Origin of the sequence: Sphingomonas sp. SORGH_AS_0438 (assembly GCF_031453475.1) — a bacterium.
Lineage (GTDB): Bacteria > Pseudomonadota > Alphaproteobacteria > Sphingomonadales > Sphingomonadaceae > Sphingomonas.
Genome location: NZ_JAVIZS010000001.1, coordinates 2,365,581 through 2,388,439, shown reverse-complemented (window position 1 = coordinate 2,388,439; position 22,859 = coordinate 2,365,581). Strand labels below are relative to the sequence as shown.

The window sequence follows — 22,859 nt, the reverse complement described above, 5'->3', positions numbered from 1 at the left end:
GCTCAGTTGGGAAGGCTGATGTAACAGGGCGCTTCCCTTCGTCACCAGCGTCCCCCAACCGGGCCCCGGCCTTCGCCGGGGAACGAGGTGGGGGAGGGGGATCAGCGCCGCATCATCCCCGAAGCGCCGCCAGGAACCGCACCGCCGCATCGAATTCGGCGCGATGCGCCTCCGTCGTGCGGGTGGCGAGCTCGTCCTCGCCCCAGCGCTCCACCTGCCAGTCGTCGTCGATCCGCGCGGCGTGCCAGACCGAGTCGGCGTCCATCGCCCCCTCGACCAGCGCCAGGCCCAGGATCAGCGATCCGGTCACCGTCACCAGCGGCGTCAGGCCGGTGATCGTCCAGGCGTCGAGCGCCGCCACCGCCTCATGCAGTCGTGCAAGAGTCGCGGGCGGTTGCGCGACATGGATGATGCCGGTCGCGATTTCGAAATGCGCGTCATAGCGGCGCATCGCCCAGGCGAGCGGCGGGTCCCAGGCGGCGGCCTGCCGCGCGACCAGTTCGGGCGGCGACTCGGCGCGGTAGCAGAGCAGGTCGCTCTCGCCATAACGGGCAAGCGTTTCGGCATAGCCCTGGGGGGCCGGCGCGATCCGGTCGATCGCGGCATTGGCGAGGCCGGTCAGCGGCATCGTGCGCGGATCGACCCGTTCGCCGACCGCGCGCCATTCCTCGGCCACCGCCTCCGCCAGCGCCGCTGTCGGCAGGCGCAGCGCGACCCGACCGGGGGTCCGCACCGGCCGCCCGTCGAGCGCCACCTCGCCATCGGCGATCGACACGTCTTTCCAGAACCGCTTCACGTATCCTCACTCCGCCAGCGATGCGCCAGTCCGGCCGGCACGATCACGGTCACGGCGATCGCCGACAGGGTGAGGGCGATGCCGATCACCTTGCTCGGCCAGTCGGGTGCGCGCGCGACCAGCATCAGGCCCAGGATCGCGCCCGCCACGCCGGCGACCCGCGCGACCTGGAGCATCAGCCAGCGCCGTCGCGCCACCGACAGCGGCACGCTCATGCCAGCAGCCCCGGCAGGTCGGCGGCATGGTCGGCGATCACATCGGCACGTGCCGCCGCCAGATCGGCCGGACTGTGATAGCCCCAGGCGACCCCGATCGCCCGCACGCCCGCCGCGCGCGCCATCGCCATGTCGAAGCTGGTATCGCCGATCATCACCGTCTCCGCCGGCACCGCGCCCGCCTCCGCCATCGCGGCGTGGAGCATCGACGGATCGGGCTTGGACGGGTGGCGATCGGCGGTCTGGAGCGTCACGAACCAGTCGGTGAGGCCATGATGGGCGAGCAACAGGCCCAGGCCCCGGTCCGACTTGCCGGTCGCGACGCCCAGCCGCCAGCCATGGTCGCGCAGATGCGTCAGCGTCTCCGCGATCCCCTCGAACAAGGGTTCGGGGTCGAGCGCATTCTCGCTGCGCAACTGGTGGAACATCGCCTTGTAGGTGGCGGCCAGTTCGCGGTGCAGGTCGTCCGGTGCGTCCGGCAGCAGCATCTGCATCGATTCGACCAGGCTCAGCCCCACGATCCGCCGGATCGCGGCGACCGGCGGCGGTGTCTGGCCGCAGGCCTGGAAGGCCCGCGTCATCGCGCGGCAGATATTGGCCTGGCTGTCGACCAACGTGCCGTCGCAGTCGAACACGGCGAGACGCGGCATCGGCGGATCAGTCGCGCGCGCCGCGACCGCGCCGCTCGCCGCGCCGTTCCTTGCGGACCGACTTGGCATGGGCCTTGGCGCGCTGCTTCAGCACCGACTTGGGCGGCGGTCCCTTGTCCTCCTGGAGTTCCAGCCGATCGCCGACCTCCTCCTCGAAACCCAGGCTCGCCAAGCTCTCGGCGAAATGGGTCGGCAGCGCGGCGGTCTCGTCGATCCGCACGCCGTCCGGATGGTCGACGCGCAGGCGGCGGGCGTGGAGGTGCATCTTGCGCGAGATGCCGCCGGTCAGGAAGGCGGCGGGGCCGCCATATTTGCCGTCGCCGACGATCGGATGGCCGATCGCCGCCATATGGACGCGGAGCTGGTGGGTGCGGCCGGTAAAGGGTTGCAGCTCCACCCAGGCGCAGCGATTGCCGGCGCGCTCGATGACGCGGTAGCGGGTGCGCGCGGGCGAGCCATTCTCCTCGTCCACCTGCATCTTCTCGCCGCCGGTGCCCGGCTGCTTGCCGATCGGCAGGTCGATGATGCCGTCGTCGATCGAGGGCACGTCGACGACCAGCGCCCAATAGACCTTGCGCGCGGTGCGCGAGGAAAAGGCCTTGGCGAAGAAGGCGGCGGCACGGCTGGTCCGCGCCACCAGCAAGGCGCCGCTGGTGTCCTTGTCCAGGCGATGGACCAGCTTGGGCCGGCCCTCCTCGTCATCGACCAGCCCGTCGAGCAGATGGTCGACATGCTCGGTGGTCTTGGTGCCGCCCTGCGTCGCCAGGCCCGGCGGCTTGTTGAGGACGAAGGCCTGGGGATCGCGGTGGATCACCATCTCGCGGATGAAGGTGCGCTGGTCGTCGGACAGCGGCGCGCGGGGGCGCGGCGTCCGGGCGGCCTTGTCGGCGGGCGTGACCGGCTCCTCCGGGGGCACGCGCAGTTGCTGGCCGGCGGCGATGCGGTCGCCCGGCGTCGCGCGCGCGCCATCGACTCGGAGCTGGCCGGTGCGCGCCCATTTGGCGACGGTGGTGAAGCTGGTTTCGGGCAGGTGTCGCTTGAACCAGCGATCGAGGCGAATGCCGTCGTCATCATAGCCGACGGTGAACTGACGTACCTCGCTCATGCGAAGCTCCTGGTGACAAGCAGCCCGGCGAAGAGGGCGAGGATCGCGCCGATGACCGACAGCAGGACATAGCCCAATGCCGTCAACATCTGCCCGCGTTCCGCCAGCGTCACGACGTCGAGCGAGAAGGAAGAGAAAGTGGTGTAGCCGCCCAGCACCCCGACGCCGAGCAGCAGCCGCCACGGCTCGTTGCCGCCGACCCGCGCGAGCAGTCCGGTGAGCACGCCCATGGCGAAGCCGCCGACCAGATTGACGGTCAGCGTGCCATAGGGAAAATCCGGGCCCAGACGCGCCAGCATCCAGCGCCCGGTCCAATGCCGCGCGCCAGAGCCGATCGCGCCGCCGAGCATGACGAGGACGAGGGGAGGCATTCCCTGCTCCCTAGACCAGCCGGCGACGCCCGGCAAATCATGCGTGCTTGTCCTGCACGATGGCCGGGGGCATCTTGCCGGTCATGCTCAATCTCGTCTCGATCCTCATCGGCCTGGCCACGCTCGCCTTCGGCCTCGTCGCCTTCATCCCGTTCCTGGGCTGGATGAACTGGCTGGTGATTCCGCTCGGTATCGTCGGCGCGGCGGTCGGTGCCCTGTCGTCGAGCAATGGCGGGCGCAACCTCAACATCGTGCTGATCATCATCTTCGCGCTGCGCTTGATGCTCGGCGGCGGCATCTTCTGACCACGCACGAAAGGCCCGACGCGCGAGCGCCGGGCCTCCCCGTGACCAACCGTTGAAGGCTTAGCGGCAGACGACCTGGCCGCGATCGACCGAGCGGCCGAGCAGCGCGCCACCGCCCGCACCTATCAGCGTGCCGAGCAGGCTGGACCGGCCATTGGCGATGATGTTGCCAAGCGCGCCGCCCGCCAGACCGCCGACGATCAGGCCGGTGGTGCCGTCGTTGCGGCGGCAATAATATTGACCATTGCCGCCGCGATAGACGCGATCGTTCCGGCTCAGGCGGCGCGTCTGGTAATAGCGGCCGTCCCGATAATAGCGGTCGGCGAAATAATTGCGCTGGCCCGGCTCGAAGCGGTTGTAGTCGTAGCTGTTCCACCGCCGCCAATCGCGATTATTGTCGCGGCGGATGTCGCGGATATCCTCGCGGCGTTCGCGCCGGGCGTCGCGGACATCCTCGCGATAGTCGCGCCGTGCGTCGCGGACGTCGCGGCGGTCGTCGGCGTCGCGCAGGTCGCGGCGATAGTCGCGCTGGGCGTCGCGGACATTGTCGCGATATTCGCGGTTCGCCTGCCAGCGATTGTCCTGCGCCGCCGCCGGCATCGCGGTGACCGCACTGGCCGCCAAGGCGACCGACAGCATCATGTTACGCATCCTGAAATCCTCGTCTTCCTGATACCGCTAAGAACTGACGAGATTACAGCAAGTTGCGTGAACTCAATACTACGTCATGTTCAGCAATGGGACAGGCGACGCCAAGAGAAAGGGCGCCGCGACCCAGTCGCGACGCCCCGTCTTCATTCGGCAAATGCTGCTTATCAGCGGCAGCGACGATTGCTCGTGCCGCGCTCGACTTCGCGACCGGCCAGCGCGCCGACGGCGGCACCGCCCAGCGTGCCGAGCGTCCGGTCGCCGCGCGTGTCGATCGTGCGGCCGAGCAGCGCGCCCGCGACGCCGCCGACCACCAGGCCGGTCGTGCCGTTCGGCTTGCGGCAGCGGATGCGGCCGCGATCGTCGCGCCATTCGCGATACTTGTAGCGACGCTGGGCGTCGGCATTCTCAGTGGTGGCGATCAGGGTCGGCGTCACCATCGCGGCACAACCCAAAACCAGCATCAGCTTACGCATCATCTACTCCCTTACGATAATCACGGTAGCGAAACGTAGGCTTTTAGTGGCGGTTGCATGAACCCTAAACAACGTTGCGTTCATCTTCGGATCGGTTCCCATTGCGGGACAGAAAGGCGATGGACGGAGCGTTGTCCGGGATCAGAGATCGACGCCCGCGGCGATCGCCTCCAGCTTGCGGATACGCTCCTTCAGATCGGCCATTTCGATCCGTGCGCCGGCATGGGGCATGGCGATGGAGGCGTCGTCATCGGACGATCGGACCATCTGGCTGTGCTGGAGCTGGAGCCAGCCGCGCCAGCCGGACAGGCCGGCGGCGGCGATGATGCCGACCCCGGCCAGGCCGGAGAGGGACAGGGTCAGGGTCGTAAACGGGTCGGTCATGATGTCGCCTCCTTTCAGCGGTCGCGCAGGCGGTCGATCTCGCGGTCGAGGTCGATGCTGCGATTATGGTCGGTGATCACACGCTCCAGCACGGCGACCCGCTCCTTGAGCTGGCGGATCTCGTCCTGCGCGCGCATCTGGTCGATGCTCTGGACGGGGGTGGATCGGTGCGGGTCGGCCTGCTGGCCGAGCGCGCGGTAACGGGCGGACAGGATCTGCGCGATCATCACCACGGTGACGATGCCGAAGACCATGGAAAAGAACGTCATGGCAGGCGCTCCGGTGGATGGGTCAGTTGATGCCGGGCAGGGTCGGGCGGTCGCGCAGCGCTTCGATCTCACGCGCGGTGCGCTCGGCGGGATCGGTGGCGATGCGTTCGAGCACCGCGATCCGCTCCTCCAGCCGGCCGACCTGGCCGGTCAGCTTCTCATTCTCGTTGGAGAGCAGCATGATCTTGCGCTCCGCCTCCAGATTCCCGCCGCCGCCCCGGCGTCGGTTCCCGTAATCCTGGGGTGCATAGCCATGTTTGGTGCGCAGCCAGTTGTTCGCCACCCAGGAGATCGGCCCGATCGTGATCGCTGCGATCGGAATGAGCAAGGCCAGGTTCGACATCGTCTTCTTCCCCTTTACTCAGCCCGTCTTAGCGCAGGCTGTCGATTTCCTTGGCCAGCGCGCTGTTGCGGCTGGTGAAGTGGGTTTCCATGTCCGCCAGGCGGCGATCGATGTCGCGCAGCTTGGAGCGGACCTCGGCGGTGGAGCGGGTCGGATTGGCCCGCACGCCCTGCCAGAATTTCTGGTCCTGCGCGTCCTGGTAGAGGCCGATCGGCTTGGTCTGCGCCATCCAGGCGATCAGCCCATAGGCGATCAGCGTCCAGGGAAAGCCGCCGGCCAGGGTCAGCAGGATCAGCGCGATGCGGACCCAGAGAACCTCGATCCCCGTATAGTCGGCGATCCCGGCGCAGACGCCCTTATACTTGGCATCCTGTTTGTTCAGGTAGAATTGGGTACGGGCAGCCATCTCAGTTGCTCCGATTGAAGGTGCGGTCGTTGCGGTCGAACCGGTCGATCGACGGCAACTCGTTCGAATAGCCATGGTGCGGCGCGTTCAGGCCGGGGCGGAAGTCCGGATTGTCGGCGGCGACGATGCGCTCCACCGTGTTCAGCCGGTCTTCTAGGCGGCGGGCGAGATTGTACATCTCGTCCAGCATCCGCTCGTCTTCCTCCGTGATCTTGGGCGCCTGCCGCCACTTGGTCATATAGTGGAGGATGACCCAGGGCAGGCCGATGAAGAGCATGCCGACAACGATGACCGGCATCAGGATTTCGTCCAGCATCGGATCAACCCTCCCGGCTTTGCAGGCGGCGCTTCATCGCGGCCAGTTCCTCGTCCACCCGGTCGCTCTGGCGCAGCTCGGCGATCTCCTCCTCCAGGCTCTTGCCGACGCCCAGGCCCATCGCCTCGGCGCGGCCCTCGGCCTCGTCGGCGCGGCGTTCCAGGTCGGTGAAGCGGCTGAACGCCTCCTGCGTCTTCGGCCCGGCATACATGTCGCGCAGGCGGAAGCGGTTGTTGGCGGTCTCGATCCGGGTCTGGATGTTCGACTGCTTGGTCCGCGCCTCGCGCAGCCGGCCCTGCAGCTTGGCGATGTCCTCTTCCGACGCGCGCAGCGCATCGTCGAGCACCTGCACCTCGGCCTTCAGCTGCTCGGCCATGTCGGTGGCCTTCTGCCGTTCGAGCAGCGCCGCCTTGGCCAGATCCTCGCGGTCCTTGCTCAGCGCCAGTTCCGCCTTCTCGGTCCAATTGGCCTGGAGCTGTTCCAGCTTGGCGATGTGGCGGCGCATTTCCTTCTGGTCGGCGATGGTGCGCGCCGCGGAAGCGCGGACCTCGACCAGCGTCTCCTCCATTTCGAGGATGATCATGCGGATCATCTTCGACGGGTCTTCCGCCTTGTCGAGCAGATCGGCGAAGTTGGCGGCGACGATGTCGCGAGTGCGGGAGAAGATGCCCATCATAAACTCCTGAGGGACCGTGAGTGCGTTCATCGCCTTATGCCATGAAGCGCGTGGTGCTGGCGACCATCTTGCCATCGCCCTGGGCGGGGCCGACGGCGGCCATGATGCAGGTGCCGCTCAGCACGACGGTGAGGGCGAGGGCGGCGAACTTGGTGGCAATGGTCTTGAGCATGGAAACCTCCTGAAACCTTGAACTTGGCCGCCGTTGCGGCGGGATATTCCATGCTTTGCACGGCCCGTGCCAATTTCGAAAATGGCGGATTTCCGCCGTTTCCTGGAGAAAGTGGTGGGACGGGGCAGCTCATGGCTTGCCAAGCTTTGGGGAAATGCGCCAATCCTTGGGGATGGAACGGACGAGCCAGGTCATCGGTCAGTCGGGGGCGTTCATCGATGCCCTGGAACGTGCGAGCCGGGCGGCGGCGCTGGACCGGCCCGTGCTCGTCATCGGCGAACGCGGCACCGGCAAGGAACTGGTGGCCGAACGCCTCCATCGCCTGTCGCCGCGCTGGGACCAGCCGCTCGTCATCATGAACTGCGCCGCGCTGCCGGAGACGCTGATCGAGGCGGAGTTGTTCGGGCATGAGGCGGGCGCCTTCACCGGCGCGACCAAGGCGCGCGCCGGCCGGTTCGAGGAGGCGGATGGCGGCACCTTGTTCCTCGACGAACTCGGCACCCTGTCGATGGCGGCGCAGGACCGGCTGCTGCGTGCGGTGGAATATGGCGAGATCACGCGGATCGGATCGTCGCGGCCGGTGCGGGTCGATGTCCGGATCGTCGCGGCGACCAACGAGCATCTGCCCGACAAGGTCGACCGGCACGAATTCCGCGCCGACCTGCTCGACCGGCTATGCTTCGAGGTGGTGACGCTGCCGCCGCTGCGCGCGCGGGCCGGGGATGTGGTGGTGCTGGCCGATCATTTCGGGCGGCGCATGGCGGCGGAACTGGGCTGGCAGCGCTGGCCCGGCTTCGGCCCGGCCGCGCTCGACCAGTTGAGCGGCCATCGCTGGCCTGGCAACGTCCGCGAATTGCGCAACGTGGTGGAGCGGGCGGTCTATCGCTGGGAGCGGGACGGGCCGGTCGATTCGATCGAGATCGATCCCTTCGCCTCGCCCTATCGCCCGCGCGGCCAGGCGCCGGCCGCGACGCGGGCGCAGCAGGCGGAACGGGCCGAGCCGGAGGCGGAGGAGGGCGCGTCCTCCGCGCCCGGCAGCGACGACGAGGTGGCGGCATGCGAGGTCGGGCCGTCCGACTTCAAGAGCCGCGTCGCGCGGTTCGAGCGCGAGTTGCTGGCCCGCGCCCTGGCGGAGAACCGGTTCAACCAGCGCCAGACGGCCGACTCGCTGGGCCTGTCCTATGACCAGCTTCGCCATGCGCTGCGGCGGCATGACCTGATCGGAACGGTTGCGTAACGCGGACGACGGGAGCAACGGGGGCGGGCGTGCGTTCACCGCACGAAACCAATCAGGAGTGAGCCCGATGGCCTTCGAACTGCCGCCGCTGCCCTATGACTATGACGCGCTGGAACCGACCATCTCCAAGGAGACGATGACGTTCCACCACGACAAGCACCACAAGGCCTATACCGACAAGCTGAACGAAGGCGTCGAGAAGGACCCGGCGCTGCAGGGCAAGACGATCGAGGACATCCTGGCCTCGATCTCGTCGCAGCCGCCGCTGGTCCGCAACAATGGCGGTGGCTATTGGAACCACGACTTCTTCTGGAAGTCGATGAAGCAGGGCGGCGGTCAGCCGTCCGGCGCGTTGGCCGAGGCGATCGAGTCGACCTTCGGCGGCCTCGACAAGCTCAAGGAAGAGTTCAACACCAAGGGTGCGGGCCAGTTCGGTTCGGGCTGGGCATGGCTGATCGTCGACGACGCCGGCACGCTGAAGGTGACCTCCACGCCCAATCAGGACAATCCCCTGATGGACGACGTGAAGGATCGCGGCACGCCGCTGCTCGGCAACGACGTGTGGGAACACGCCTATTACCTGACCTACAAGAACGATCGCGCCGCCTATCTCAAGGCGTGGTGGGACGTAGTCGACTGGGACGTGGTCGGCCAGCGCTACGACGCGGCGAAGAAGTAAGACGGGAAAGGGCTCCTTCGGGAGCCCTTTTTTCTGATCCGTGCGCCTGCGGAGGCGGGCGCACGGATCGCCGTCAATCCGCCGGCGGCACGTCCTGGGGCAAGTCGCCGCCCGCCTGGAAGCCGTGGCGCAGCAGCATCGGCATGTTGGCGAGCGCGAAGCCGAGCGTCAGCGGGATCGCGCCCCACAGCTTGAACCCGACCCAGAAATTCCAGTTGGTCGAGCGCCAGACCATCTCGTTCAGCACCGCCATGGCGAGGAAGAAGAGCATCCAGTTGCGAGTCAGCTTGCGCCATCCATCCGCGCTCAACCCCGGATAGGCGGTGCCGAGCAGCCCCTGGAGCAGCGGCCGGCCGGTCACCAGCCCGAACAGCAGCACGGCGGCGAAGGCGGCATAGACGATGGTCGGCTTCATCTGGATGAATCGGGGATCGTGGAAATAGATGGTCAGGCCGCCGAACACCACGACCAGCACGCCCGAGATCCACAGCATCGGCGAGACATGGCCCAGCTTCACCCGCGACACGATCATCGCGACAATGGTGGCGAGGATGAAGGCGCCGGTGGCGCAGATCACCCGTGCGATGACGATCGCGCCCAGCCGCTCCATGCCCGACAGGAAGCCGCTGAACTGCGCGACCAGCCGCATCATCGGCTCGGCCGGCGCCAGGAAGTTGACCAGGAAGAAGATGACCAGCGGCGCATAGTCCACCGCCATGCGCAGGCCGGGATTGACGTCCTTCGGGGCGGTGCGGGTCACTTGCGCTTGTCCTCCACGCCGGCGATGATGCGGCTGACTTCGTTGGCGTCGAAGGGGCGCAGGTCGGTCATCCCCTCGCCGACGCCGATGGCATGGATGGGCAGGCCGTATTTCTCCGCCGCCGCGACCAGCACGCCGCCGCGCGCGGTGCCGTCCAGCTTGGTCATGACCAGGCCGGTGACGCCGGCCACGTCCTTGAACACCTCGATCTGGTTGAGCGCGTTCTGCCCGGTGGTGGCGTCCAGCACCAGCACCACGTCATGGGGCGAGGCGGGGTTGAGGCGGCCGAGCACGCGACGGATCTTGGCCAGCTCGTCCATCAGCTCGCGCTTGTTCTGGAGGCGGCCGGCGGTGTCGACGATCAGCACGTCGATGCCGGTCTCGGTCGCCTGCTTCACCGCCTCGAACACGATGCCGGCGGCGTCGCCGCCCTCCTTGCCGGTGACGATCGGCACGCCGACCCGCTCCGCCCAGGTGCGCAGCTGCCCGATCGCGGCGGCGCGGAACGTGTCGCCCGCCGCCAGCATCACACCGTAATCCTGCTCCATCAGCAGATGCGCCAGCTTGGCGATCGTCGTCGTCTTGCCCGAACCGTTGACGCCGATCACCAGGATCACCTGCGGCCGGGGGAAGGCGGTGACCTCCAGCGGCGTGGCGACTCGAGCCAGCGCCTTCTCCACCTCCTCCGCCACGACCAGACGGATGCCCAGTTCCTCCATGTTCCGCTCGAACGTGCCCTCCGCCAGGCGGGTGCGGATATGGCCGGCGGTCTGCGGCCCCAGGTCGGAGGCGATCAGCGCCTCCTCGATCTCGTCGAGCGTCGCGTCGTCGAGCCGCGCGCCGCCCAGGCCGGCGAGATTGCCGACCAGCCGGTCCGAGGTGCGCTTGAAGCCGCCGAGCAGCTTCTCGTGCCAGGATGGGGTGGTGCTCATAGCAGGGTTCCGATGAGGTTGGTGTCGGTCGCGCCGGTCACCGCGACGCGCCGGAGCGTGCCGGGTTCGGCGGGGGAGGTGCAATGGATATCGGCGAAATTGCCCGCATGGCCGCGGGTGCCGGGCCGCTCGACCAGGATCGCCTGTTCGCTGCCGACCAGGGAGGCGAGCCAGCGGCCGCGCCGCGCCGCCGCCGCCGCGCGCAGCCGGGCGGCGCGCTCGCGGCGCAGTTCCGGCGCGACCTGCGGCATCCGCGCGGCCGGCGTGCCGGTGCGCGGCGAATAGGGGAAGATATGCGCATGGACGATGTCCACATCGTCGATCAGCGCCAGCGTGTCGGCGAACATCGCGTCATCCTCGGTCGGGAAGCCGGCGATCAGGTCCGCGCCGATCGCCAGTTCGGGGCGCGCCGCCTTCAGCCGCTCGACCAGCGCGACCGATTGGGCACGGGAGTGGCGGCGCTTCATCCGTTTCAGGATCAGGTCGTGGCCGGCCTGGAGCGACAGATGGAGATGCGGCATCACCCGTGGTTCCTGGGTCACCAGCGCGAACAGCCGCTCGTCGATCTCGACCGAATCGAGCGAGGACAGGCGCAGGCGCGGCAGTTCGGGCACATGCGTCAGGATACGCTCGACCAGCGCCCCCAGGGTCGGGCGGCCCGGCAGATCGGGGCCATAGCTGGTCAGGTCGACGCCGGTCAGCACGACTTCCCGGTGGCCGGCCTCGACCAGCGCGCGCACGCGCTCGATCACCAGCCCGGCCGGCACCGAGCGGCTGGCTCCGCGTCCCTGCGGGATGATGCAGAAGGTGCAGCTATGGTCGCAGCCATTCTGCACCTCGACAAAGGCGCGGGCATGGCCGGCAAAGGCCACCGGCACCAGCGAGGGGGGCGCACCCCAGGTGGCGGGGGCCAGCTTGGCGTCGTTGGCGACGACGCGCGCCACCTCCGGCATCGCGGCGAAACCGGCCGGATCGATCGTCGCGGCACAGCCGGTGACGACGATCGCCGCGCCCGGCCGGTCGCGCGCCGCACGGCGGATCGCGGCGCGGGTCTGCTTCACCGCCTCGTTGGTCACCGCGCAGCTGTTGACGACGACCATGGCGCGCGCGTCGTCGCGCCCGGCAAGCAGGGTGCGGATCGTTTCGCTCTCGGCTATATTGAGTCGACAGCCGAGGCTGACGACCTCCGGCTCGGGGAGAGACATGGCACGCGATCTAGTGACCGAAGGCGTGCAAGTCCATGACATGGCCGGGACGGTGCGCGACTATTGGTTTGGGCTGCGGCGGGGGGCGCCGTCCGGCCAGCATGCCGGCCCGATCGCCGGGCGCCTCGACGCGGTGCCGGCGAGAGGCCAAGGGAAGGCCGACGGTGCATAAAATCCGCACATCGTGACCGGAGGCCGGTCAAACCGGCCATAAACGTAAGGTAAGCAGACGGACATCCCGGCTCGCCGAGCTTTGCGTGTGGGGGGTGTCCGCCCTTCAAGCGTCTTCGGGAGCCGTCATGACCTTCATCCACAATCTCAGGATTTCCCTGAAGATCACCCTGTTGCTGCTGGCGATGGGCGCGATCACCCTCACCGTCGCCGTCAACGGTGTCGTCCAGCTCTGGACCGCCGATACCGTCTATTCGGAATTGATCGCGAACAAGATGGTGCCTGCGATCCGTCTGGCGCAGGCGAACCGCCGGGTGCTGGAAATGGGGCTGCGATCCTATCAGGTGATCGCCTATGGCCCCACCACGCCGATGGGCAAGGACGCGGCGGCGGAGGAAGCCGCATCGTTCAAACAGGCGTCGAAGCGGCTGAACGAGGTCCGCGAGATCGACCCCTCCACGGATGCCATCGTCGATCGCTTCATCGTCCGGCTGCGCGGTCTGCACGACAGCTGTCAGGCGGCGATCGCGGCGGCGCAGCGCGGGGACGTCGTGGCCGCGCGTGAGATACTGGTGTCGGTCGACCGCCGCAGCCAGTCGATACGCGGTGAGATGATCCCCTTTTCGAACCGGCAGATCGATTACTCGCTCGCCGAGTCGGATCGGCTGACCGACAAGATGCATGGCACCGCCTGGACGCTGATCCTGACCACGTTGATCGGCACCCTGGCCGGGATCGGCGCGGCGATGGCGCTGACGCGGTCGAGCATCACCGGGCCGCTGATCCGGCTCCGCGATCAGATGGGCCGTTATGCCGGCGGTCATTATGCCGAGGAGGTCAGCGATGCCGACCGTAAGGACGAAGTCGGCGCGATGGCGCGCGCGGTGCGCGTGTTCCGCGACAATGGCATCGCCAAGGCGGCGATCGATGCCGAGAAGGCGACCCGCGATGCCGAGCAGCAGATGGTGGTGGACACCGTCTCCTCGCACCTGTCGCGCCTGTCGGACGGCGATCTGACGACGCCGATCCGGACGACCTTCCCCAGCGAATATGATACGCTGAAGCGCAACTTCAACGAGGCGCTGGACAAGCTGCGCGGCCTGATCGGCGCGGTGTCGGACGGTGCGGTGGCGATCCGCAGCGGCTCGGGCGAGATTGCGCAGGCGGCGGAGGATTTGGCGCGCCGCACGGAGGGCAACGCCTCCTCGCTGGAGCAGACCGCTTCCGCGATCACGCAGATGGACGAACGGCTGAAGGCGACCGCCGATGCCGCCGGCCGGACCGTGACTCGCGCGGACCAGGCGATCAACACCGTTGGCGGCGGCCGGGTGGTGGCGGACGAGGCCGTCCAGGCGATGGGCCGGGTCTCCGAAAGCGCCAAGGGCATCGATTCGGTGATCGAGGGGCTCGACAAGATCGCCTTCCAGACGCGCGTGCTGGCGATGAACGCGGCAGTGGAATCGGGACGCGCGGGCGATGCCGGGCGCGGCTTCGCAGTTGTCGCCGATCTGGTGTCGGCACTGGCGATGCGCTCCGAGGAGGAGGCGAAGCGCGCCCGCGAGCAGCTGACCGCGACCCAGGCCGATATCGTCACCGCGGTCGAGGCGGTGCAGAAGGTCGACGGTGCCTTGTCGGCGATCTCCGGCGACGTGACCGAGGTGCACGGCCTGCTGGCGACCATCGCCACCGACAACCAGGCGCAGGCGGCGGCGATCACCCAGGTCGCCAGCACGATCAGCAGCATGGATCGCAGCACCCAGCAGAATGCCGCGATGGTGGAGGAAACCTCCGCCGCCGCCCGCAATCTGGCGAGCGAAACCGCGCACCTCGCCGACCAGGCCGCCCGGGTTCAACACGGGGGGCGCTTCGATGGCGAGTCGCTTCGAGGGCCCGGTTCGACCGCTGCCGGCCGAGGCGCTGCCGTCCATGGTCCGCGCGCGCCAGCCGGTGTCCGCGCAGGGCGGCGATGATGGAGAGGATTGGGCGTCCTTCTGAACGCCCTTCGATCCGCCCCGCGCTTGCCAAGCGCGGGGCTTTCGCCTAAGGCCGCGCGATCGTTCCGTTGTTGAACGCTGATGACACGCATGACCGCCATTGTCGCGGCATGCACGCTGGCCGGCGAGGTTTCGCCCGCCGGCGCTTTTGCGTTTGGCCCGAGTAGAGGTTGTTGTCCCCATGTTCGAGAGTCTGAGCGACCGGCTTGGCGGTGTCTTCGACCGTCTGCGTGGGCGTGGCGCGCTGACCGAGGCGGATGTCCGCACCGCGATGCGCGAAGTGCGCGTGGCGTTGCTGGAGGCGGACGTGGCGCTGCCCGTCGCCCGCCAGTTCGTCGACAAGGCGACCGAGCAGGCGATCGGCCAGAACGTGCTGCGCTCGGTCACGCCGGGCCAGCAGGTCATCAAGATCGTCAACGACGCACTGGTCGAGATGCTGGGCGCGGACGAATCGACGCTGCTGCTCGACGTCACGCCGCCGGCGGTGGTGATGATGGTCGGCCTGCAGGGCTCGGGCAAGACGACGACCACCGCGAAGATCGCCAAGCGCCTGTCGCAGGGCACGCTGGCGAATCGCGACCGCAAGAAGGTGCTGATGGCGTCGCTCGACGTCGCACGGCCCGCGGCGCAGGAACAGCTCGCGACGCTCGGCACCCAGGTCGAGGTGACGACGCTGCCGATCATCGCCGGCCAGCAGCCGGTCGAGATCGCGCGGCGCGCGATGCAGGCGGCGAAGCTCCAGGGCTTCGATGTGCTGATGCTCGACACCGCCGGTCGACTGCACGTCGACCAGGCGCTGATGGACGAGATGAAGGCGGTCGCCGACATCGCTAAGCCGCAGGAAATCCTGCTGGTGGTCGATGCGCTGACCGGCCAGGACGCGGTCAACGTCGCCTCCAGCTTCTCCGAGCAGGTGCCGCTGACCGGCGTGGTGCTGACCCGCATGGACGGCGATGCGCGCGGCGGCGCGGCGCTGTCGATGCGCGCGGTCACCGGCAAGCCGATCAAGTTCGCCGGCACCGGCGAGAAGATGGACGCACTGGAGGCCTTCCACCCCGAGCGGGTGGCGGGGCGCATCCTGGGCATGGGCGACGTCGTCTCGCTGGTCGAGCGCGCGGCGGAATCGATCCAGCAGGAAGATGCCGAGCGCATGGCCATGAAGATGGCCAAGGGTCAGTTCGACATGAACGACCTGCGCGGCCAGCTGGCGCAGATGCGCCGCATGGGTGGCCTGGGCGCGCTGGCGGGCATGATGCCCGGTATGAAGAAGGCGCAGGGCGCGCTCCAGCAGGCCGGCGGCGACAAGATCCTGATCCATATGGATGCGATGATCGGCTCGATGACCCCCAAGGAGCGGTCCAAGCCGGAGCTGATCAACGCCAAGCGCAAGATCCGCATCGCCAAGGGTTCCGGCACCACCGTGCAGGACGTGAACAAGCTCCTGAAGATGCATCAGGAAATGTCCACCGCGATGAAGAAGCTCAAGAAGATGGGCGGCATCAAGGGGATGATGGCGATGCTCGGCAAGGGCGGTCTGGGCGGTGGCCTGGGCGGCCTGGGCAATGCCATTGGCGGGCCCGGCATGGGCGACCTGATGCAGAAGGCGGCGGGCGGCAAGACGCTGCCCGGCCTCGACGCGCTCGGCAGCGGCGAAATGCCCAAGCTGCCGCCCGGTTTCGAAGGTTTGTTGAAGAAGAAGTGATCCGGCTCCGGCCGATATCCCCAAAAACGTGAAGCAAGGACTAGATTAAGATGGCACTCAGCATTCGTCTGTCGCGTGGCGGCTCCAAGAAGCGTCCCTATTACCGCATCGTCGTGGCCGATGCGCGCAGCCCGCGCGACGGCAAGTTCATCGAGAAGATCGGCAACTACAACCCGCTGCTCGCCAAGGACAATGAGCAGCGCATCGTGCTCGACGCCGAGCGCGCCAAGCACTGGCTGGCCAATGGCGCGCAGCCGACCGACCGCGTCGCCCGCTTCCTGGACCAGGCCGGCGTCCGCGAGCGCGCCGCGCGCAACAACCCGAACAAGGCGAAGCCGGGCGAGAAGGCGACCGAGCGCGCCGAGGAGCGTGCCGAGAAGCTGAAGGCCGCGCAGGAAGCCGCCGCCGAGTCGACCGGCGAGACCGCAGCCGCCGAGTAATCGGTCGGGCGACGGGGGCGGCCTTCGGGTCATCCCGTCGCCTTGTGGTCTGGCGCTGGCCTGTCGTCTTTTCCGACCCTCCCGGCCCAGGCTGGGATGCGGTCGGAGGCGGCTCGGCCTTCGCGCCCGTTCCGTCACCGGCTCCGGTCTTTGCCGGGGCGGAGCGTAACGGGCGGCGCTCGCAACTCTTGCCCCGCCTGCTGTTCGTCCTGTGGCAGCATAACGGGTCGTCATGCGTTTCCCCTCTGCAACCCGTGGAGACGATGCATGACCGAACAGGACCCCGATCCCCGCACCGCGCCCGACGACGGCGAGGATGCGACCCCCAAGCCCGCGCCGCTCAGCGACGCCAGCAATGACGGCCAGTCGGCCCAGGCTCCGGCCGAGGGCGACGATAGCGCCGCGCCGGAGACCGATGGTTCCCCCCAAGGCTGATTCCACCCCGCCGATCGCATCCGGCCCCGTCACGCTGGCCGCCATCATCGGCGCGCACGGCGTGGCGGGCGAGGTGCGATTGAAGGTGTTCGCCGACGATCTGTCGCCCTTCACCCGCTTCAACGACGGTGCGCTAACGCTGACCAGTCTGCGCCCCGGCAACAATGGCGCGATCGCGCGCTTCGCCGAAATCCGCGACCGCAATGCCGCCGAGGCGATGCGCGGTACCACGCTGACCGTGCCCCGCTCCGAACTGCCGCCGCTGGCGGAGGGCGAATATTATCATGCCGACCTGATCGGCCTGCCCGCCGTCACGCCGACCGGCGAGCCGCTCGGCACCGTCGTCGCCGTGGACAATTTCGGCGCGGGCGATGTGATTGAGGTCGAGCGTCCGACCGGCAAGCGGTTCATGGTGCCGATGCGCCCCGAGGCGGTGCCCGAATGGTCGCCTGAGCGGATGGTGATCGAACCCGACTTCGCCGCCTGAGCGGGCCGATGCCGCCATCCTCGCTGTGGCTGCGGCTGATCCGCTGCAAGCCGGTCGCCGACTACTATACCCGGCCCGAAGGGGATGGGGAGGACGAACGGTCGCTGGCGCGCAGTTTCGGCCTGTTCCAGCTGACCATGCTGGGTGTCGGCGCGACGATTGGCACCGGCATCTTCGTGGCGCTGACCACGGCGGTGCCGGAGGCGGGACCGGCGGTCACCGTCTCCTTCGTGCTGGCCGGCATCACCGCCGCGCTGACCGCGCTCTGCTATGCCGAACTGGCCTCGACCGTGCCGGCGGCGGGGTCGTCCTATTCCTATGCCTATGCGACCCTGGGGGAACTGGCGGCCTTCCTGATCGGGGCGTGCCTGCTCCTCGAATATGGCGTCTCGGCCTCGGCCATCGCGGTCGGCTGGGGCCAGTATCTCAACGAGCTGTTCGGCCTGACGATCGGCTGGCGGATGCCCGATGCGCTCGCCCGGCCGCCGGGGGCGGGCGGGATCGTCAATTTGCCGGCGGTACTGCTGGTGGGGTTGTGCCTGATCGTACTGCTGCGCGGCGCGCGCGAGTCGGCCGCCGCCAATGCCGTGCTGGTCGTCGCCAAGCTGGCGGTGCTGGCGCTGTTCGTCGGCATCGCGCTGGCGCATTTTTCCGCCAGCCACTTTCATCCCTTCGCGCCCAGGGGATGGGTGGGGGTCGGCTCGGCGGCCTCGTCGATCTTCTTCTCCTATATCGGCATCGACGCGGTATCGACGGCGGGGGAGGAGGTGCGCAATCCGCGCCGCAACCTGCCGCTGGCCATCATCCTGTCGCTGCTGATCGTCACCGCCGCCTATATTCTGGTGGCGGTCGCGGCGCTGGGCGCGCAACCCTGGACATCCTTCGCGGGGCAGGAGGCGGGGCTGGCGGTGATCCTGCGCAACCTGACCGGGCAGGGCTGGCCGGCGGTGCTGCTGTCGCTGGGGGCGGTCGCCTCGATCTTCAGCGTGACGCTGGTCGTGCTCTACGGCCAGACGCGCATCCTCTATGCGATGAGCCGCGACGGCTTGCTCCCGGCCTTTTTCCACCAGGTCGACCCGGTCACGCAGGTTCCGCGCCGCAATAGCTGGGTGGTGGCGACCGGCGTCGCGCTGCTCGCCGCGGTGGTGCCGCTCGACGTGCTGGTCAACCTGACCAGCATGGGCACGCTGATCGCCTTCGCCGCCGTGTCGATCGGCGTCATCCTGTTGCGGCGTCGGCGGCCGGACCTGCCGCGCGGATACCGGGTGCCGCTCTATCCGGTGCTGCCGATCCTGAGCGTGGCGGCGTGCCTCTATCTGATCGTCGGGCTGCCGGCCGACACCTTCCTACTGTTCGGCCTGTGGATCGGCGCGGCCTGCCTGATCTATTTCGGCTATTCGATCCGGCGGTCCGCGCTGGCCGACTAGGCCGTCAGCGGCGCAGCGGACGCTGCGCGCTCAGCATGTTGCGGATGGTGGTGGCGGCGACGCCGGCCTCGCCCATGGCGTGGCTGATCTGGTCCAGCCCCTTCACCACGTCGCCGGCCGCGAACAGGCCGGGGATCGAGGTGCGCTGGTGGTCGTCCACCTCCAGGCAGCCTTCGTCGCTGGCCCTGGCGCCGGCTTCGACCGCCAGGCGGGAGCGGATCACCGATCCCATCGCCGGATAGACGCTGTCGAACGCCATGCGGCCACCAGCCGTGTCCATCGCGAATTGCTCGCCCTCGATCGCGAAGCCGCCGCAGGGGCCATCGACCCGCACCACGCCCGCATCGTCCAGCGCGGCGATGCACTCCGGATCGAGGTCGTTCTCCACATCCGGGCTGATCAGCGTCACGTCGCGCGTATAGCCGCGCAGGAAGATCGCCTCGCTGGTGCCGTGGCGTCCGCGCCCAATCACGCCGACCCGCTTGTCGGTGACCTCATAGCCGTCGCAGATCGGGCAGTAGCGGAGCAGGCCACCTTGGAGCGCGCGCGAATGCAGGTCGGCGTCCATTTCGGGATGGTTGTTGACGACCCCGGTCGCCAGCAGCACCGATCGCGCCCACGCGCCGCGATCGCCGACCTGGACGATGAAGCCGTCGCCGTCCGGCCGGATCGCGGTGACGGTCGCTTCCTCGCGCACCGCGCCGAAGCGCTCCGCCTGGGCCTGCATCAAGGCGAGCAGCTCGGGGCCGGGTATGCCGTCGGGATAGCCGGCATGATTGTTGGTGCGCGGGATCCATCGCGCGCGGCTGTCGCCCGAGTCGAACAGGCGGATCTTCAGCCAGAAACGCGCCAGATAGATGGCCGCCGTGAGGCCGGCGGGGCCTGCGCCGACGATGATGCAGTCGTCCACCTCTTGCGCGGCCTGCGCGAGCGGGGGAAGGGGGCGGATCATGTTCATCGCGCAGGTAATCACCCTCTACCCGGAGATGTTCCCGGGACCCCTTGGCCATTCGATCGCGGGGCGTGCCCTGCGGGAGGGACGATGGCGCTGCGATGCCATCCAGATGCGCGATTTCGCCACCGACAAGCATCGCTCCGTCGACGACACGCCGGCGGGCGGCGGCGCCGGCATGGTGCTGCGCGCCGATGTGGTCTCGCGCGCGGTCGACCAGGCCGCCGCCGCCGCGCCCGACCTGCCGGTGCTGGCGCTGACGCCACGAGGGAGCCCGCTGACCCAGGCGCGGGTGCGGGCGCTGGCGGCGGGGCCGGGTGCGACCCTGCTCTGCGGCCGGTTCGAGGGATTCGACCAGAGGCTGTTCGAAGCGCGCGCGATCGAGGAGGTCTCGATCGGCGATTACATCCTGTCGGGCGGCGAGATGGGAGCGCTGGTGCTGCTGGATGCTTGCGTTCGGTTGCTTCCGGGGGTAATGGGCGCGGCTTCCAGTGGGGATGAGGAAAGCTTCGAAAGCGGCCTCCTCGAATATCCCCACTATACCCGCCCGGCTGAATGGGAGGGGCGCACGATCCCCGAAGTGCTGCGATCGGGGGATCATGCGCGGATCGCGGCCTGGCGCATGTCCATGGCCGAGACCGATACACGGCTAAGGCGGCCGGACCTTTGGGAGCGTCACAAGGACGCTCGGGTCCACCGCCCTCTGGCGCGCGGCGACGAATGAGAGACGTACGATGAACCTGATCCAGCAGCTCGAAGCCGAGCAGATTCAGAAGCTCACCGCGCAGCGCGCGATCCCCGAATTCCGTCCCGGCGATACGCTGAAGGTCGGCGTGAAGGTGGTCGAAGGCGAGCGTACCCGCGTCCAGGCCTATGAGGGCGTGTGCATCGCGCGCTCGAACAAGGGCATGGGATCGTCCTTCACGGTCCGCAAGATCTCGTTCGGCGAGGGCGTCGAGCGCGTTTTCCCGCTCTATTCGCCGAACATCGATTCGATCGAGGTGGTCCGCAAGGGCGCCGTGCGTCGCGCGAAGCTCTATTACCTGCGCGGCCGCACCGGCAAGTCGGCGCGTATCGCCGAGCGTCGCGACACGCGTCCGGCCAAGGGCAGCGCCGCCGCCGAATAAGTCTTCTCTATCAGTATGCGTAATCGAAGCGGCGGTCGTCCCCAGGGATGGCCGCCGCTTTGTCTTGTGCGGGGCGGATGGCCTGATAGGCGGGCAGGGTGACCGATCCGATCGCCCCGTCCGATCCCACTGCCCGCGCGGCCTCCGAACCGGACGGCGCGCCGCGCATCGCCGCGCTCGATATCCTGCGTGGGCTCGCGATCCTCGGCATCCTGTTCATGAACATGCCGGAAATGGCCGGCTCGATCTGGGCAGGCTGGACCGACCCGCGCCATTATGGCTGGTCTCCGGCCGACCAATGGGTGTGGTGGCTGCGTGAACTGTTCGCCGAGGGGACGGCCCGTTGCCTGCTCGAACTCCTGTTCGGCGCGGGGATGGTGATCCTGACCGACCGGATCGCGACCCAGGCGGGCGAGGCGGCGATGATCGGCCGCTATGCCTGGCGGCAGGTGGTGCTGTTCGCCTTCGGCCTCGTCCATATGTTCGTGCTGCTCTGGCCGGGGGATATCCTCCACACCTATGCCGTGGCGGCGCTGCTCGGCCTGTTCTTTCGCACGCGGTCGCCGCAGGCGCTGCTGGCGCTGGGGCTGGTGATGACGGTGTTCGATTTCGCTGGCGGGGTGGCGAGCTATCAGGCGGCGCGTCAGCAGCAGGCGGTCATGGCGAGCGCGACGATGCACCGGGCCGCCGGGCAACCGCTCACCAGCGTGGAGCGGGCCGGGCTGGTGACCGAGCGCGATCGGCGGGCGGAACTGGCCCGGCGCAAGGCGCGGGACGAGGGTCGGATCGCGCTTGAGGATCGGATGCGGAGCAGTGGCTTTGCCGGTTGGGTTCGATCCGCTTGGTCGACCGGTGTCGTGCTGCTGCGCGATGGCGAACTGGATTCGGTCTGGGAGGCGCTGTCGACGATGCTGATCGGCGCGGCGCTCTATCGCTGGGGCGTGTTGCAGGGCGAGCGCTCATTGCGGCTCTACGCCGCGCTGGCGGTGTCGGGCTATGGCCTGGGGATCAGCGTCCGGGCGATGAATGCGGCGGCGACGTTGCGCTTCGACGGCGCGCCGACCATGGGCTGGGCGACCTATGAGGTCGGGCGGCTGGCGGTCACCATGGGCCATGTCGGGCTGGTGCTGCTGGTGCTGGGCACGAGCCTGGGGCAGCGGCTGCTGAGGCCGTTCGCGGCGGCAGGGCGCACCGCGCTGACGCTCTACGTGGCGCAGACGTTGATCTGCCTGTGGCTGCTCTACCCGCCCTTCGCGCTGGGCCTCTATGGCCGTCAGGACTGGGTGGCGATGATGCTGACGGCGCTGGCGGTGGATGCGGTGCTGCTGGTCGCGGCGAACATCTGGGTGCGGCACTACCGGATCGCGCCCGTCGAATGGGCGTGGCGATCATTGGTCGAGGGGCGGCGTCTGCGCTTCCGAAACTAGGCTCTACGCGCCTGGCGCAGCCACTGCACCACGTCCCGCACGACCGGCACCCGGTCCTTCCAGCGGAGCTGGTGGATGTCGGTGCGCGAGGCCCGTTGATGGCCCAAGCCCGGATTGGCCACCAGCGTCACCAGATCGGGCCGTGCGGCGCGCAGCCAGCCATAGGCGCCATCGACATGCATCGGGCCGCCCTCCGGGCTGCCGGGCGGCCGGGTCAGGATCGCCTGGAGATAGGGGACCGCCGCCGCGATCGCGTCACGGCGCATCGCCAGGAAATGGCCGCCCATGATCCCCGTGGCCGGATCGGCGACGAACAGGGGCGAGGCGACACCGGTCGGCTGCTCCCGGTCGCCATAGCGCAGGATGCCGCCATAGAAGATCGACCAGGCTTTCGTCTTCAAGGCCGCCAGGCAGTCCGCCATCCGCGCGATCTCGGACGGGGAGAAACTCAGATCGTCCTCGACGATCAACACCGATTCGGCATCATCGGCCAGCGCCGCTTCCAGCACGCCAAGATGGCTGAGGAAGCAGCCACGCGTGCCGATGGTCGGAAAGCCCGCCGCGTCGTCGCAGCGGGTCGCGACGTGCAGGCGGATGCCGTCGCCAAAGGCCAGGCCGAGCTTGGCGAACTCGGCTTCCATCTCGCGCCGCCGGTCGGCACGCTGCGCGAGGTTGATGACCCGTACCCGGGGAAAGGCGCCCGCAAAGGCCGCGCCGGCGGCGGTCGAGGGCGTCTTTCCCATGGTCGCGAT

General features: G+C 68.5%; 30 protein-coding genes and 1 pseudogene. 12 read left to right on the top strand and 19 right to left on the bottom strand.

What is annotated here, in order from left to right; all coding sequences use genetic code 11:
* Nucleotides 1-112 precede the first annotated feature (112 nt).
* Genes QE452_RS11220 through crcB form a run of 5 tightly spaced genes read right to left on the bottom strand, consistent with a single transcriptional unit; the run spans nucleotide 113 to nucleotide 3,137 of the window.
* The gene (locus tag QE452_RS11220) at nucleotides 113-796 is read right to left on the bottom strand and encodes an ATP12 family protein (RefSeq protein WP_309657778.1); all 684 of its coding nucleotides are present in this window, start codon (nucleotides 794-796) and stop codon (nucleotides 113-115) included.
* The gene (locus QE452_RS11215) at nucleotides 793-1,011 is read right to left on the bottom strand and encodes a hypothetical protein (RefSeq protein WP_309657779.1); all 219 of its coding nucleotides are present in this window, start codon (nucleotides 1,009-1,011) and stop codon (nucleotides 793-795) included. Before QE452_RS11215 ends, QE452_RS11220 begins: the two co-directional genes overlap by 4 nt.
* Entirely contained in the window at nucleotides 1,008-1,661 is a 654-nt protein-coding gene (locus QE452_RS11210; RefSeq protein ID WP_309657780.1) for an HAD-IA family hydrolase, read from the bottom strand. The genes QE452_RS11215 and QE452_RS11210 overlap by 4 nt, the downstream gene beginning before the upstream one ends.
* A 7-nt stretch (nucleotides 1,662-1,668) precedes the next feature.
* Nucleotides 1,669-2,766, bottom strand: a complete 1,098-nt coding sequence (locus tag QE452_RS11205; protein WP_309657781.1) for an RluA family pseudouridine synthase — start codon at nucleotides 2,764-2,766, stop codon at nucleotides 1,669-1,671.
* Nucleotides 2,763-3,137, bottom strand: a complete 375-nt coding sequence (gene crcB / locus QE452_RS11200; protein ID WP_309657782.1) for a fluoride efflux transporter CrcB — start codon at nucleotides 3,135-3,137, stop codon at nucleotides 2,763-2,765. The genes QE452_RS11205 and crcB overlap by 4 nt, the downstream gene beginning before the upstream one ends.
* Before the next feature lie 59 nt (nucleotides 3,138-3,196).
* Between crcB and QE452_RS11195 the strand changes: the two genes are divergently transcribed.
* Nucleotides 3,197-3,442 carry a hypothetical protein gene (locus tag QE452_RS11195; protein WP_405052762.1) on the top strand — a complete coding sequence of 82 codons (246 nt, stop codon included), beginning with the start codon at nucleotides 3,197-3,199 and terminating at the stop codon, nucleotides 3,440-3,442.
* 60 nt (nucleotides 3,443-3,502) lie between these two features.
* Here QE452_RS11195 and QE452_RS11190 read toward each other — a convergent pair whose 3' ends face one another.
* From QE452_RS11190 to QE452_RS11150, 9 genes are all read right to left on the bottom strand, one after another.
* Nucleotides 3,503-4,093, bottom strand: a complete 591-nt coding sequence (locus QE452_RS11190) for a glycine zipper 2TM domain-containing protein (RefSeq protein WP_125992949.1) — start codon at nucleotides 4,091-4,093, stop codon at nucleotides 3,503-3,505.
* A gap of 164 nt (nucleotides 4,094-4,257) precedes the next feature.
* Nucleotides 4,258-4,566: a glycine zipper 2TM domain-containing protein gene (locus tag QE452_RS11185; RefSeq protein ID WP_241214695.1), complete on the bottom strand. Its 309-nt coding sequence runs from the start codon at nucleotides 4,564-4,566 to the stop codon at nucleotides 4,258-4,260.
* A 141-nt stretch (nucleotides 4,567-4,707) separates the two neighbouring features.
* Entirely contained in the window at nucleotides 4,708-4,950 is a 243-nt protein-coding gene (locus QE452_RS11180; RefSeq protein WP_309657783.1) for a hypothetical protein, read from the bottom strand.
* A 14-nt stretch (nucleotides 4,951-4,964) separates the two neighbouring features.
* Nucleotides 4,965-5,219, bottom strand: coding sequence for a hypothetical protein (locus QE452_RS11175; RefSeq protein WP_309657784.1), 255 nt, complete (start codon nucleotides 5,217-5,219; stop codon nucleotides 4,965-4,967).
* Between the two features lie 22 nt (nucleotides 5,220-5,241).
* Nucleotides 5,242-5,562: a hypothetical protein gene (locus QE452_RS11170; RefSeq protein WP_309657785.1), complete on the bottom strand. Its 321-nt coding sequence runs from the start codon at nucleotides 5,560-5,562 to the stop codon at nucleotides 5,242-5,244.
* Nucleotides 5,563-5,590: 28 nt separating this feature from the next.
* A complete protein-coding gene (gene pspC / locus QE452_RS11165; RefSeq protein WP_309657786.1) occupies nucleotides 5,591-5,968 on the bottom strand; it encodes an envelope stress response membrane protein PspC in 378 nt (125 codons plus the stop codon).
* A gap of 1 nt (nucleotide 5,969) precedes the next feature.
* Complete coding sequence (gene pspB / locus QE452_RS11160; RefSeq protein ID WP_309658121.1) at nucleotides 5,970-6,281, bottom strand: envelope stress response membrane protein PspB; 312 nt, start codon at nucleotides 6,279-6,281, stop codon at nucleotides 5,970-5,972.
* Nucleotides 6,282-6,288: 7 nt separating this feature from the next.
* Nucleotides 6,289-6,957: a phage shock protein PspA gene (gene pspA / locus QE452_RS11155; RefSeq protein WP_309657787.1), complete on the bottom strand. Its 669-nt coding sequence runs from the start codon at nucleotides 6,955-6,957 to the stop codon at nucleotides 6,289-6,291.
* A gap of 37 nt (nucleotides 6,958-6,994) precedes the next feature.
* Nucleotides 6,995-7,132: a hypothetical protein gene (locus QE452_RS11150; protein ID WP_309657788.1), complete on the bottom strand. Its 138-nt coding sequence runs from the start codon at nucleotides 7,130-7,132 to the stop codon at nucleotides 6,995-6,997.
* A gap of 172 nt (nucleotides 7,133-7,304) precedes the next feature.
* Here QE452_RS11150 and pspF point away from each other — a divergent pair, with 172 nt between their 5' ends.
* Together pspF and QE452_RS11140 are read left to right on the top strand one after the other, a co-directional pair.
* A complete protein-coding gene (gene pspF / locus QE452_RS11145; protein WP_125992954.1) occupies nucleotides 7,305-8,369 on the top strand; it encodes a phage shock protein operon transcriptional activator in 1,065 nt (354 codons plus the stop codon).
* 67 nt (nucleotides 8,370-8,436) lie between these two features.
* On the top strand, nucleotides 8,437-9,048 hold the full coding sequence (locus QE452_RS11140) for a superoxide dismutase (RefSeq protein WP_309657789.1): 612 nt from the start codon (nucleotides 8,437-8,439) through the stop codon (nucleotides 9,046-9,048).
* Nucleotides 9,049-9,121: 73 nt separating this feature from the next.
* Here the strand turns inward: QE452_RS11140 and QE452_RS11135 are convergent, their stop codons facing one another.
* From QE452_RS11135 to QE452_RS11125, 3 genes are read right to left on the bottom strand one after another with little or no spacing between them, the layout of a single operon-like run.
* Nucleotides 9,122-9,766 carry an inner membrane-spanning protein YciB gene (locus QE452_RS11135; protein WP_309658123.1) on the bottom strand — a complete coding sequence of 215 codons (645 nt, stop codon included), beginning with the start codon at nucleotides 9,764-9,766 and terminating at the stop codon, nucleotides 9,122-9,124.
* Nucleotides 9,767-9,804: 38 nt separating this feature from the next.
* Nucleotides 9,805-10,740, bottom strand: coding sequence for a signal recognition particle-docking protein FtsY (ftsY, locus tag QE452_RS11130; RefSeq protein ID WP_125992956.1), 936 nt, complete (start codon nucleotides 10,738-10,740; stop codon nucleotides 9,805-9,807).
* Complete coding sequence (locus QE452_RS11125) at nucleotides 10,737-11,945, bottom strand: MiaB/RimO family radical SAM methylthiotransferase (RefSeq protein WP_309657790.1); 1,209 nt, start codon at nucleotides 11,943-11,945, stop codon at nucleotides 10,737-10,739. Before QE452_RS11125 ends, ftsY begins: the two co-directional genes overlap by 4 nt.
* Nucleotides 11,946-12,244: 299 nt before the next feature.
* On the opposite strand from QE452_RS11125, the gene QE452_RS11120 reads away from it, so the two are divergent.
* From QE452_RS11120 to QE452_RS11095, 6 genes are all read left to right on the top strand, one after another.
* A complete protein-coding gene (locus QE452_RS11120) occupies nucleotides 12,245-14,086 on the top strand; it encodes a methyl-accepting chemotaxis protein (RefSeq protein WP_309730047.1) in 1,842 nt (613 codons plus the stop codon).
* 205 nt (nucleotides 14,087-14,291) lie between these two features.
* Entirely contained in the window at nucleotides 14,292-15,812 is a 1,521-nt protein-coding gene (gene ffh / locus QE452_RS11115) for a signal recognition particle protein (protein WP_309657792.1), read from the top strand.
* Nucleotides 15,813-15,862: 50 nt separating this feature from the next.
* Nucleotides 15,863-16,252, top strand: a complete 390-nt coding sequence (gene rpsP / locus QE452_RS11110) for a 30S ribosomal protein S16 (RefSeq protein WP_125992960.1) — start codon at nucleotides 15,863-15,865, stop codon at nucleotides 16,250-16,252.
* Between the two features lie 267 nt (nucleotides 16,253-16,519).
* Nucleotides 16,520-16,687, top strand: coding sequence for a hypothetical protein (locus QE452_RS11105; RefSeq protein ID WP_184113804.1), 168 nt, complete (start codon nucleotides 16,520-16,522; stop codon nucleotides 16,685-16,687).
* A complete protein-coding gene (gene rimM, locus QE452_RS11100) occupies nucleotides 16,668-17,174 on the top strand; it encodes a ribosome maturation factor RimM (RefSeq protein WP_309657793.1) in 507 nt (168 codons plus the stop codon). The genes QE452_RS11105 and rimM overlap by 20 nt, the downstream gene beginning before the upstream one ends.
* A gap of 8 nt (nucleotides 17,175-17,182) precedes the next feature.
* Nucleotides 17,183-18,601 (top strand): amino acid permease, encoded by a 1,419-nt coding sequence (locus QE452_RS11095; protein WP_309657794.1) that lies wholly within the window; start codon nucleotides 17,183-17,185, stop codon nucleotides 18,599-18,601.
* A gap of 4 nt (nucleotides 18,602-18,605) precedes the next feature.
* Here QE452_RS11095 and QE452_RS11090 read toward each other — a convergent pair whose 3' ends face one another.
* A complete protein-coding gene (locus tag QE452_RS11090; protein WP_309730043.1) occupies nucleotides 18,606-19,553 on the bottom strand; it encodes an NAD(P)/FAD-dependent oxidoreductase in 948 nt (315 codons plus the stop codon).
* Between QE452_RS11090 and trmD the strand changes: the two are divergent.
* The 3 genes and pseudogenes from trmD (at nucleotide 19,549) to QE452_RS11075 (ending at nucleotide 22,107) form a co-directional block, all read left to right on the top strand.
* Nucleotides 19,549-20,291, top strand: a pseudogene (trmD, locus tag QE452_RS11085) (tRNA (guanosine(37)-N1)-methyltransferase TrmD). The gene QE452_RS11090 and the pseudogene trmD overlap by 5 nt on opposite strands.
* Nucleotides 20,288-20,680 (top strand): 50S ribosomal protein L19, encoded by a 393-nt coding sequence (rplS, locus tag QE452_RS11080; RefSeq protein WP_125992964.1) that lies wholly within the window; start codon nucleotides 20,288-20,290, stop codon nucleotides 20,678-20,680. The pseudogene trmD and the gene rplS overlap by 4 nt, the downstream one beginning before the upstream one ends.
* A 98-nt stretch (nucleotides 20,681-20,778) precedes the next feature.
* Nucleotides 20,779-22,107 carry a DUF418 domain-containing protein gene (locus QE452_RS11075; protein ID WP_309657796.1) on the top strand — a complete coding sequence of 443 codons (1,329 nt, stop codon included), beginning with the start codon at nucleotides 20,779-20,781 and terminating at the stop codon, nucleotides 22,105-22,107.
* Here QE452_RS11075 and QE452_RS11070 read toward each other — a convergent pair.
* Nucleotides 22,104-22,850, bottom strand: coding sequence for a glycosyltransferase family 25 protein (locus QE452_RS11070; protein ID WP_309657797.1), 747 nt, complete (start codon nucleotides 22,848-22,850; stop codon nucleotides 22,104-22,106). The genes QE452_RS11075 and QE452_RS11070 overlap by 4 nt on opposite strands.
* Nucleotides 22,851-22,859: the final 9 nt, after the last annotated feature.

Excerpts from the sequence above, each read along its gene's own strand:
- rplS (WP_125992964.1), top strand. The coding sequence starts at position 20,288 with ATGAACCTGATCCAGCAGCTCGAAGCCGAGCAGATTCAGAAGCTCACC.
- QE452_RS11120 (WP_309730047.1), top strand. The coding sequence starts at position 12,245 with ATGACCTTCATCCACAATCTCAGGATTTCCCTGAAGATCACCCTGTTG.
- QE452_RS11190 (WP_125992949.1), bottom strand. The coding sequence starts at position 4,093 with ATGCGTAACATGATGCTGTCGGTCGCCTTGGCGGCCAGTGCGGTCACC.
- QE452_RS11175 (WP_309657784.1), bottom strand. The coding sequence starts at position 5,219 with ATGACGTTCTTTTCCATGGTCTTCGGCATCGTCACCGTGGTGATGATC.
- QE452_RS11195 (WP_405052762.1), top strand. The coding sequence starts at position 3,197 with ATGGCCGGGGGCATCTTGCCGGTCATGCTCAATCTCGTCTCGATCCTC.
- QE452_RS11170 (WP_309657785.1), bottom strand. The coding sequence starts at position 5,562 with ATGTCGAACCTGGCCTTGCTCATTCCGATCGCAGCGATCACGATCGGG.
- QE452_RS11140 (WP_309657789.1), top strand. The coding sequence starts at position 8,437 with ATGGCCTTCGAACTGCCGCCGCTGCCCTATGACTATGACGCGCTGGAA.
- QE452_RS11070 (WP_309657797.1), bottom strand. The coding sequence starts at position 22,850 with ATGGGAAAGACGCCCTCGACCGCCGCCGGCGCGGCCTTTGCGGGCGCC.
- ftsY (WP_125992956.1), bottom strand. The coding sequence starts at position 10,740 with ATGAGCACCACCCCATCCTGGCACGAGAAGCTGCTCGGCGGCTTCAAG.
- pspA (WP_309657787.1), bottom strand. The coding sequence starts at position 6,957 with ATGGGCATCTTCTCCCGCACTCGCGACATCGTCGCCGCCAACTTCGCC.
- QE452_RS11105 (WP_184113804.1), top strand. The coding sequence starts at position 16,520 with ATGACCGAACAGGACCCCGATCCCCGCACCGCGCCCGACGACGGCGAG.
- QE452_RS11090 (WP_309730043.1), bottom strand. The coding sequence starts at position 19,553 with ATGATCCGCCCCCTTCCCCCGCTCGCGCAGGCCGCGCAAGAGGTGGAC.
- QE452_RS11095 (WP_309657794.1), top strand. The coding sequence starts at position 17,183 with ATGCCGCCATCCTCGCTGTGGCTGCGGCTGATCCGCTGCAAGCCGGTC.
- rimM (WP_309657793.1), top strand. The coding sequence starts at position 16,668 with ATGGTTCCCCCCAAGGCTGATTCCACCCCGCCGATCGCATCCGGCCCC.
- ffh (WP_309657792.1), top strand. The coding sequence starts at position 14,292 with ATGTTCGAGAGTCTGAGCGACCGGCTTGGCGGTGTCTTCGACCGTCTG.
- QE452_RS11180 (WP_309657783.1), bottom strand. The coding sequence starts at position 4,950 with ATGACCGACCCGTTTACGACCCTGACCCTGTCCCTCTCCGGCCTGGCC.
- rpsP (WP_125992960.1), top strand. The coding sequence starts at position 15,863 with ATGGCACTCAGCATTCGTCTGTCGCGTGGCGGCTCCAAGAAGCGTCCC.
- QE452_RS11125 (WP_309657790.1), bottom strand. The coding sequence starts at position 11,945 with ATGTCTCTCCCCGAGCCGGAGGTCGTCAGCCTCGGCTGTCGACTCAAT.
- QE452_RS11205 (WP_309657781.1), bottom strand. The coding sequence starts at position 2,766 with ATGAGCGAGGTACGTCAGTTCACCGTCGGCTATGATGACGACGGCATT.
- QE452_RS11150 (WP_309657788.1), bottom strand. The coding sequence starts at position 7,132 with ATGCTCAAGACCATTGCCACCAAGTTCGCCGCCCTCGCCCTCACCGTC.
- QE452_RS11185 (WP_241214695.1), bottom strand. The coding sequence starts at position 4,566 with ATGCGTAAGCTGATGCTGGTTTTGGGTTGTGCCGCGATGGTGACGCCG.
- crcB (WP_309657782.1), bottom strand. The coding sequence starts at position 3,137 with ATGCCTCCCCTCGTCCTCGTCATGCTCGGCGGCGCGATCGGCTCTGGC.
- QE452_RS11135 (WP_309658123.1), bottom strand. The coding sequence starts at position 9,766 with ATGGCGGTGGACTATGCGCCGCTGGTCATCTTCTTCCTGGTCAACTTC.
- pspF (WP_125992954.1), top strand. The coding sequence starts at position 7,305 with ATGGAACGGACGAGCCAGGTCATCGGTCAGTCGGGGGCGTTCATCGAT.
- QE452_RS11210 (WP_309657780.1), bottom strand. The coding sequence starts at position 1,661 with ATGCCGCGTCTCGCCGTGTTCGACTGCGACGGCACGTTGGTCGACAGC.
- pspC (WP_309657786.1), bottom strand. The coding sequence starts at position 5,968 with ATGGCTGCCCGTACCCAATTCTACCTGAACAAACAGGATGCCAAGTAT.
- QE452_RS11215 (WP_309657779.1), bottom strand. The coding sequence starts at position 1,011 with ATGAGCGTGCCGCTGTCGGTGGCGCGACGGCGCTGGCTGATGCTCCAG.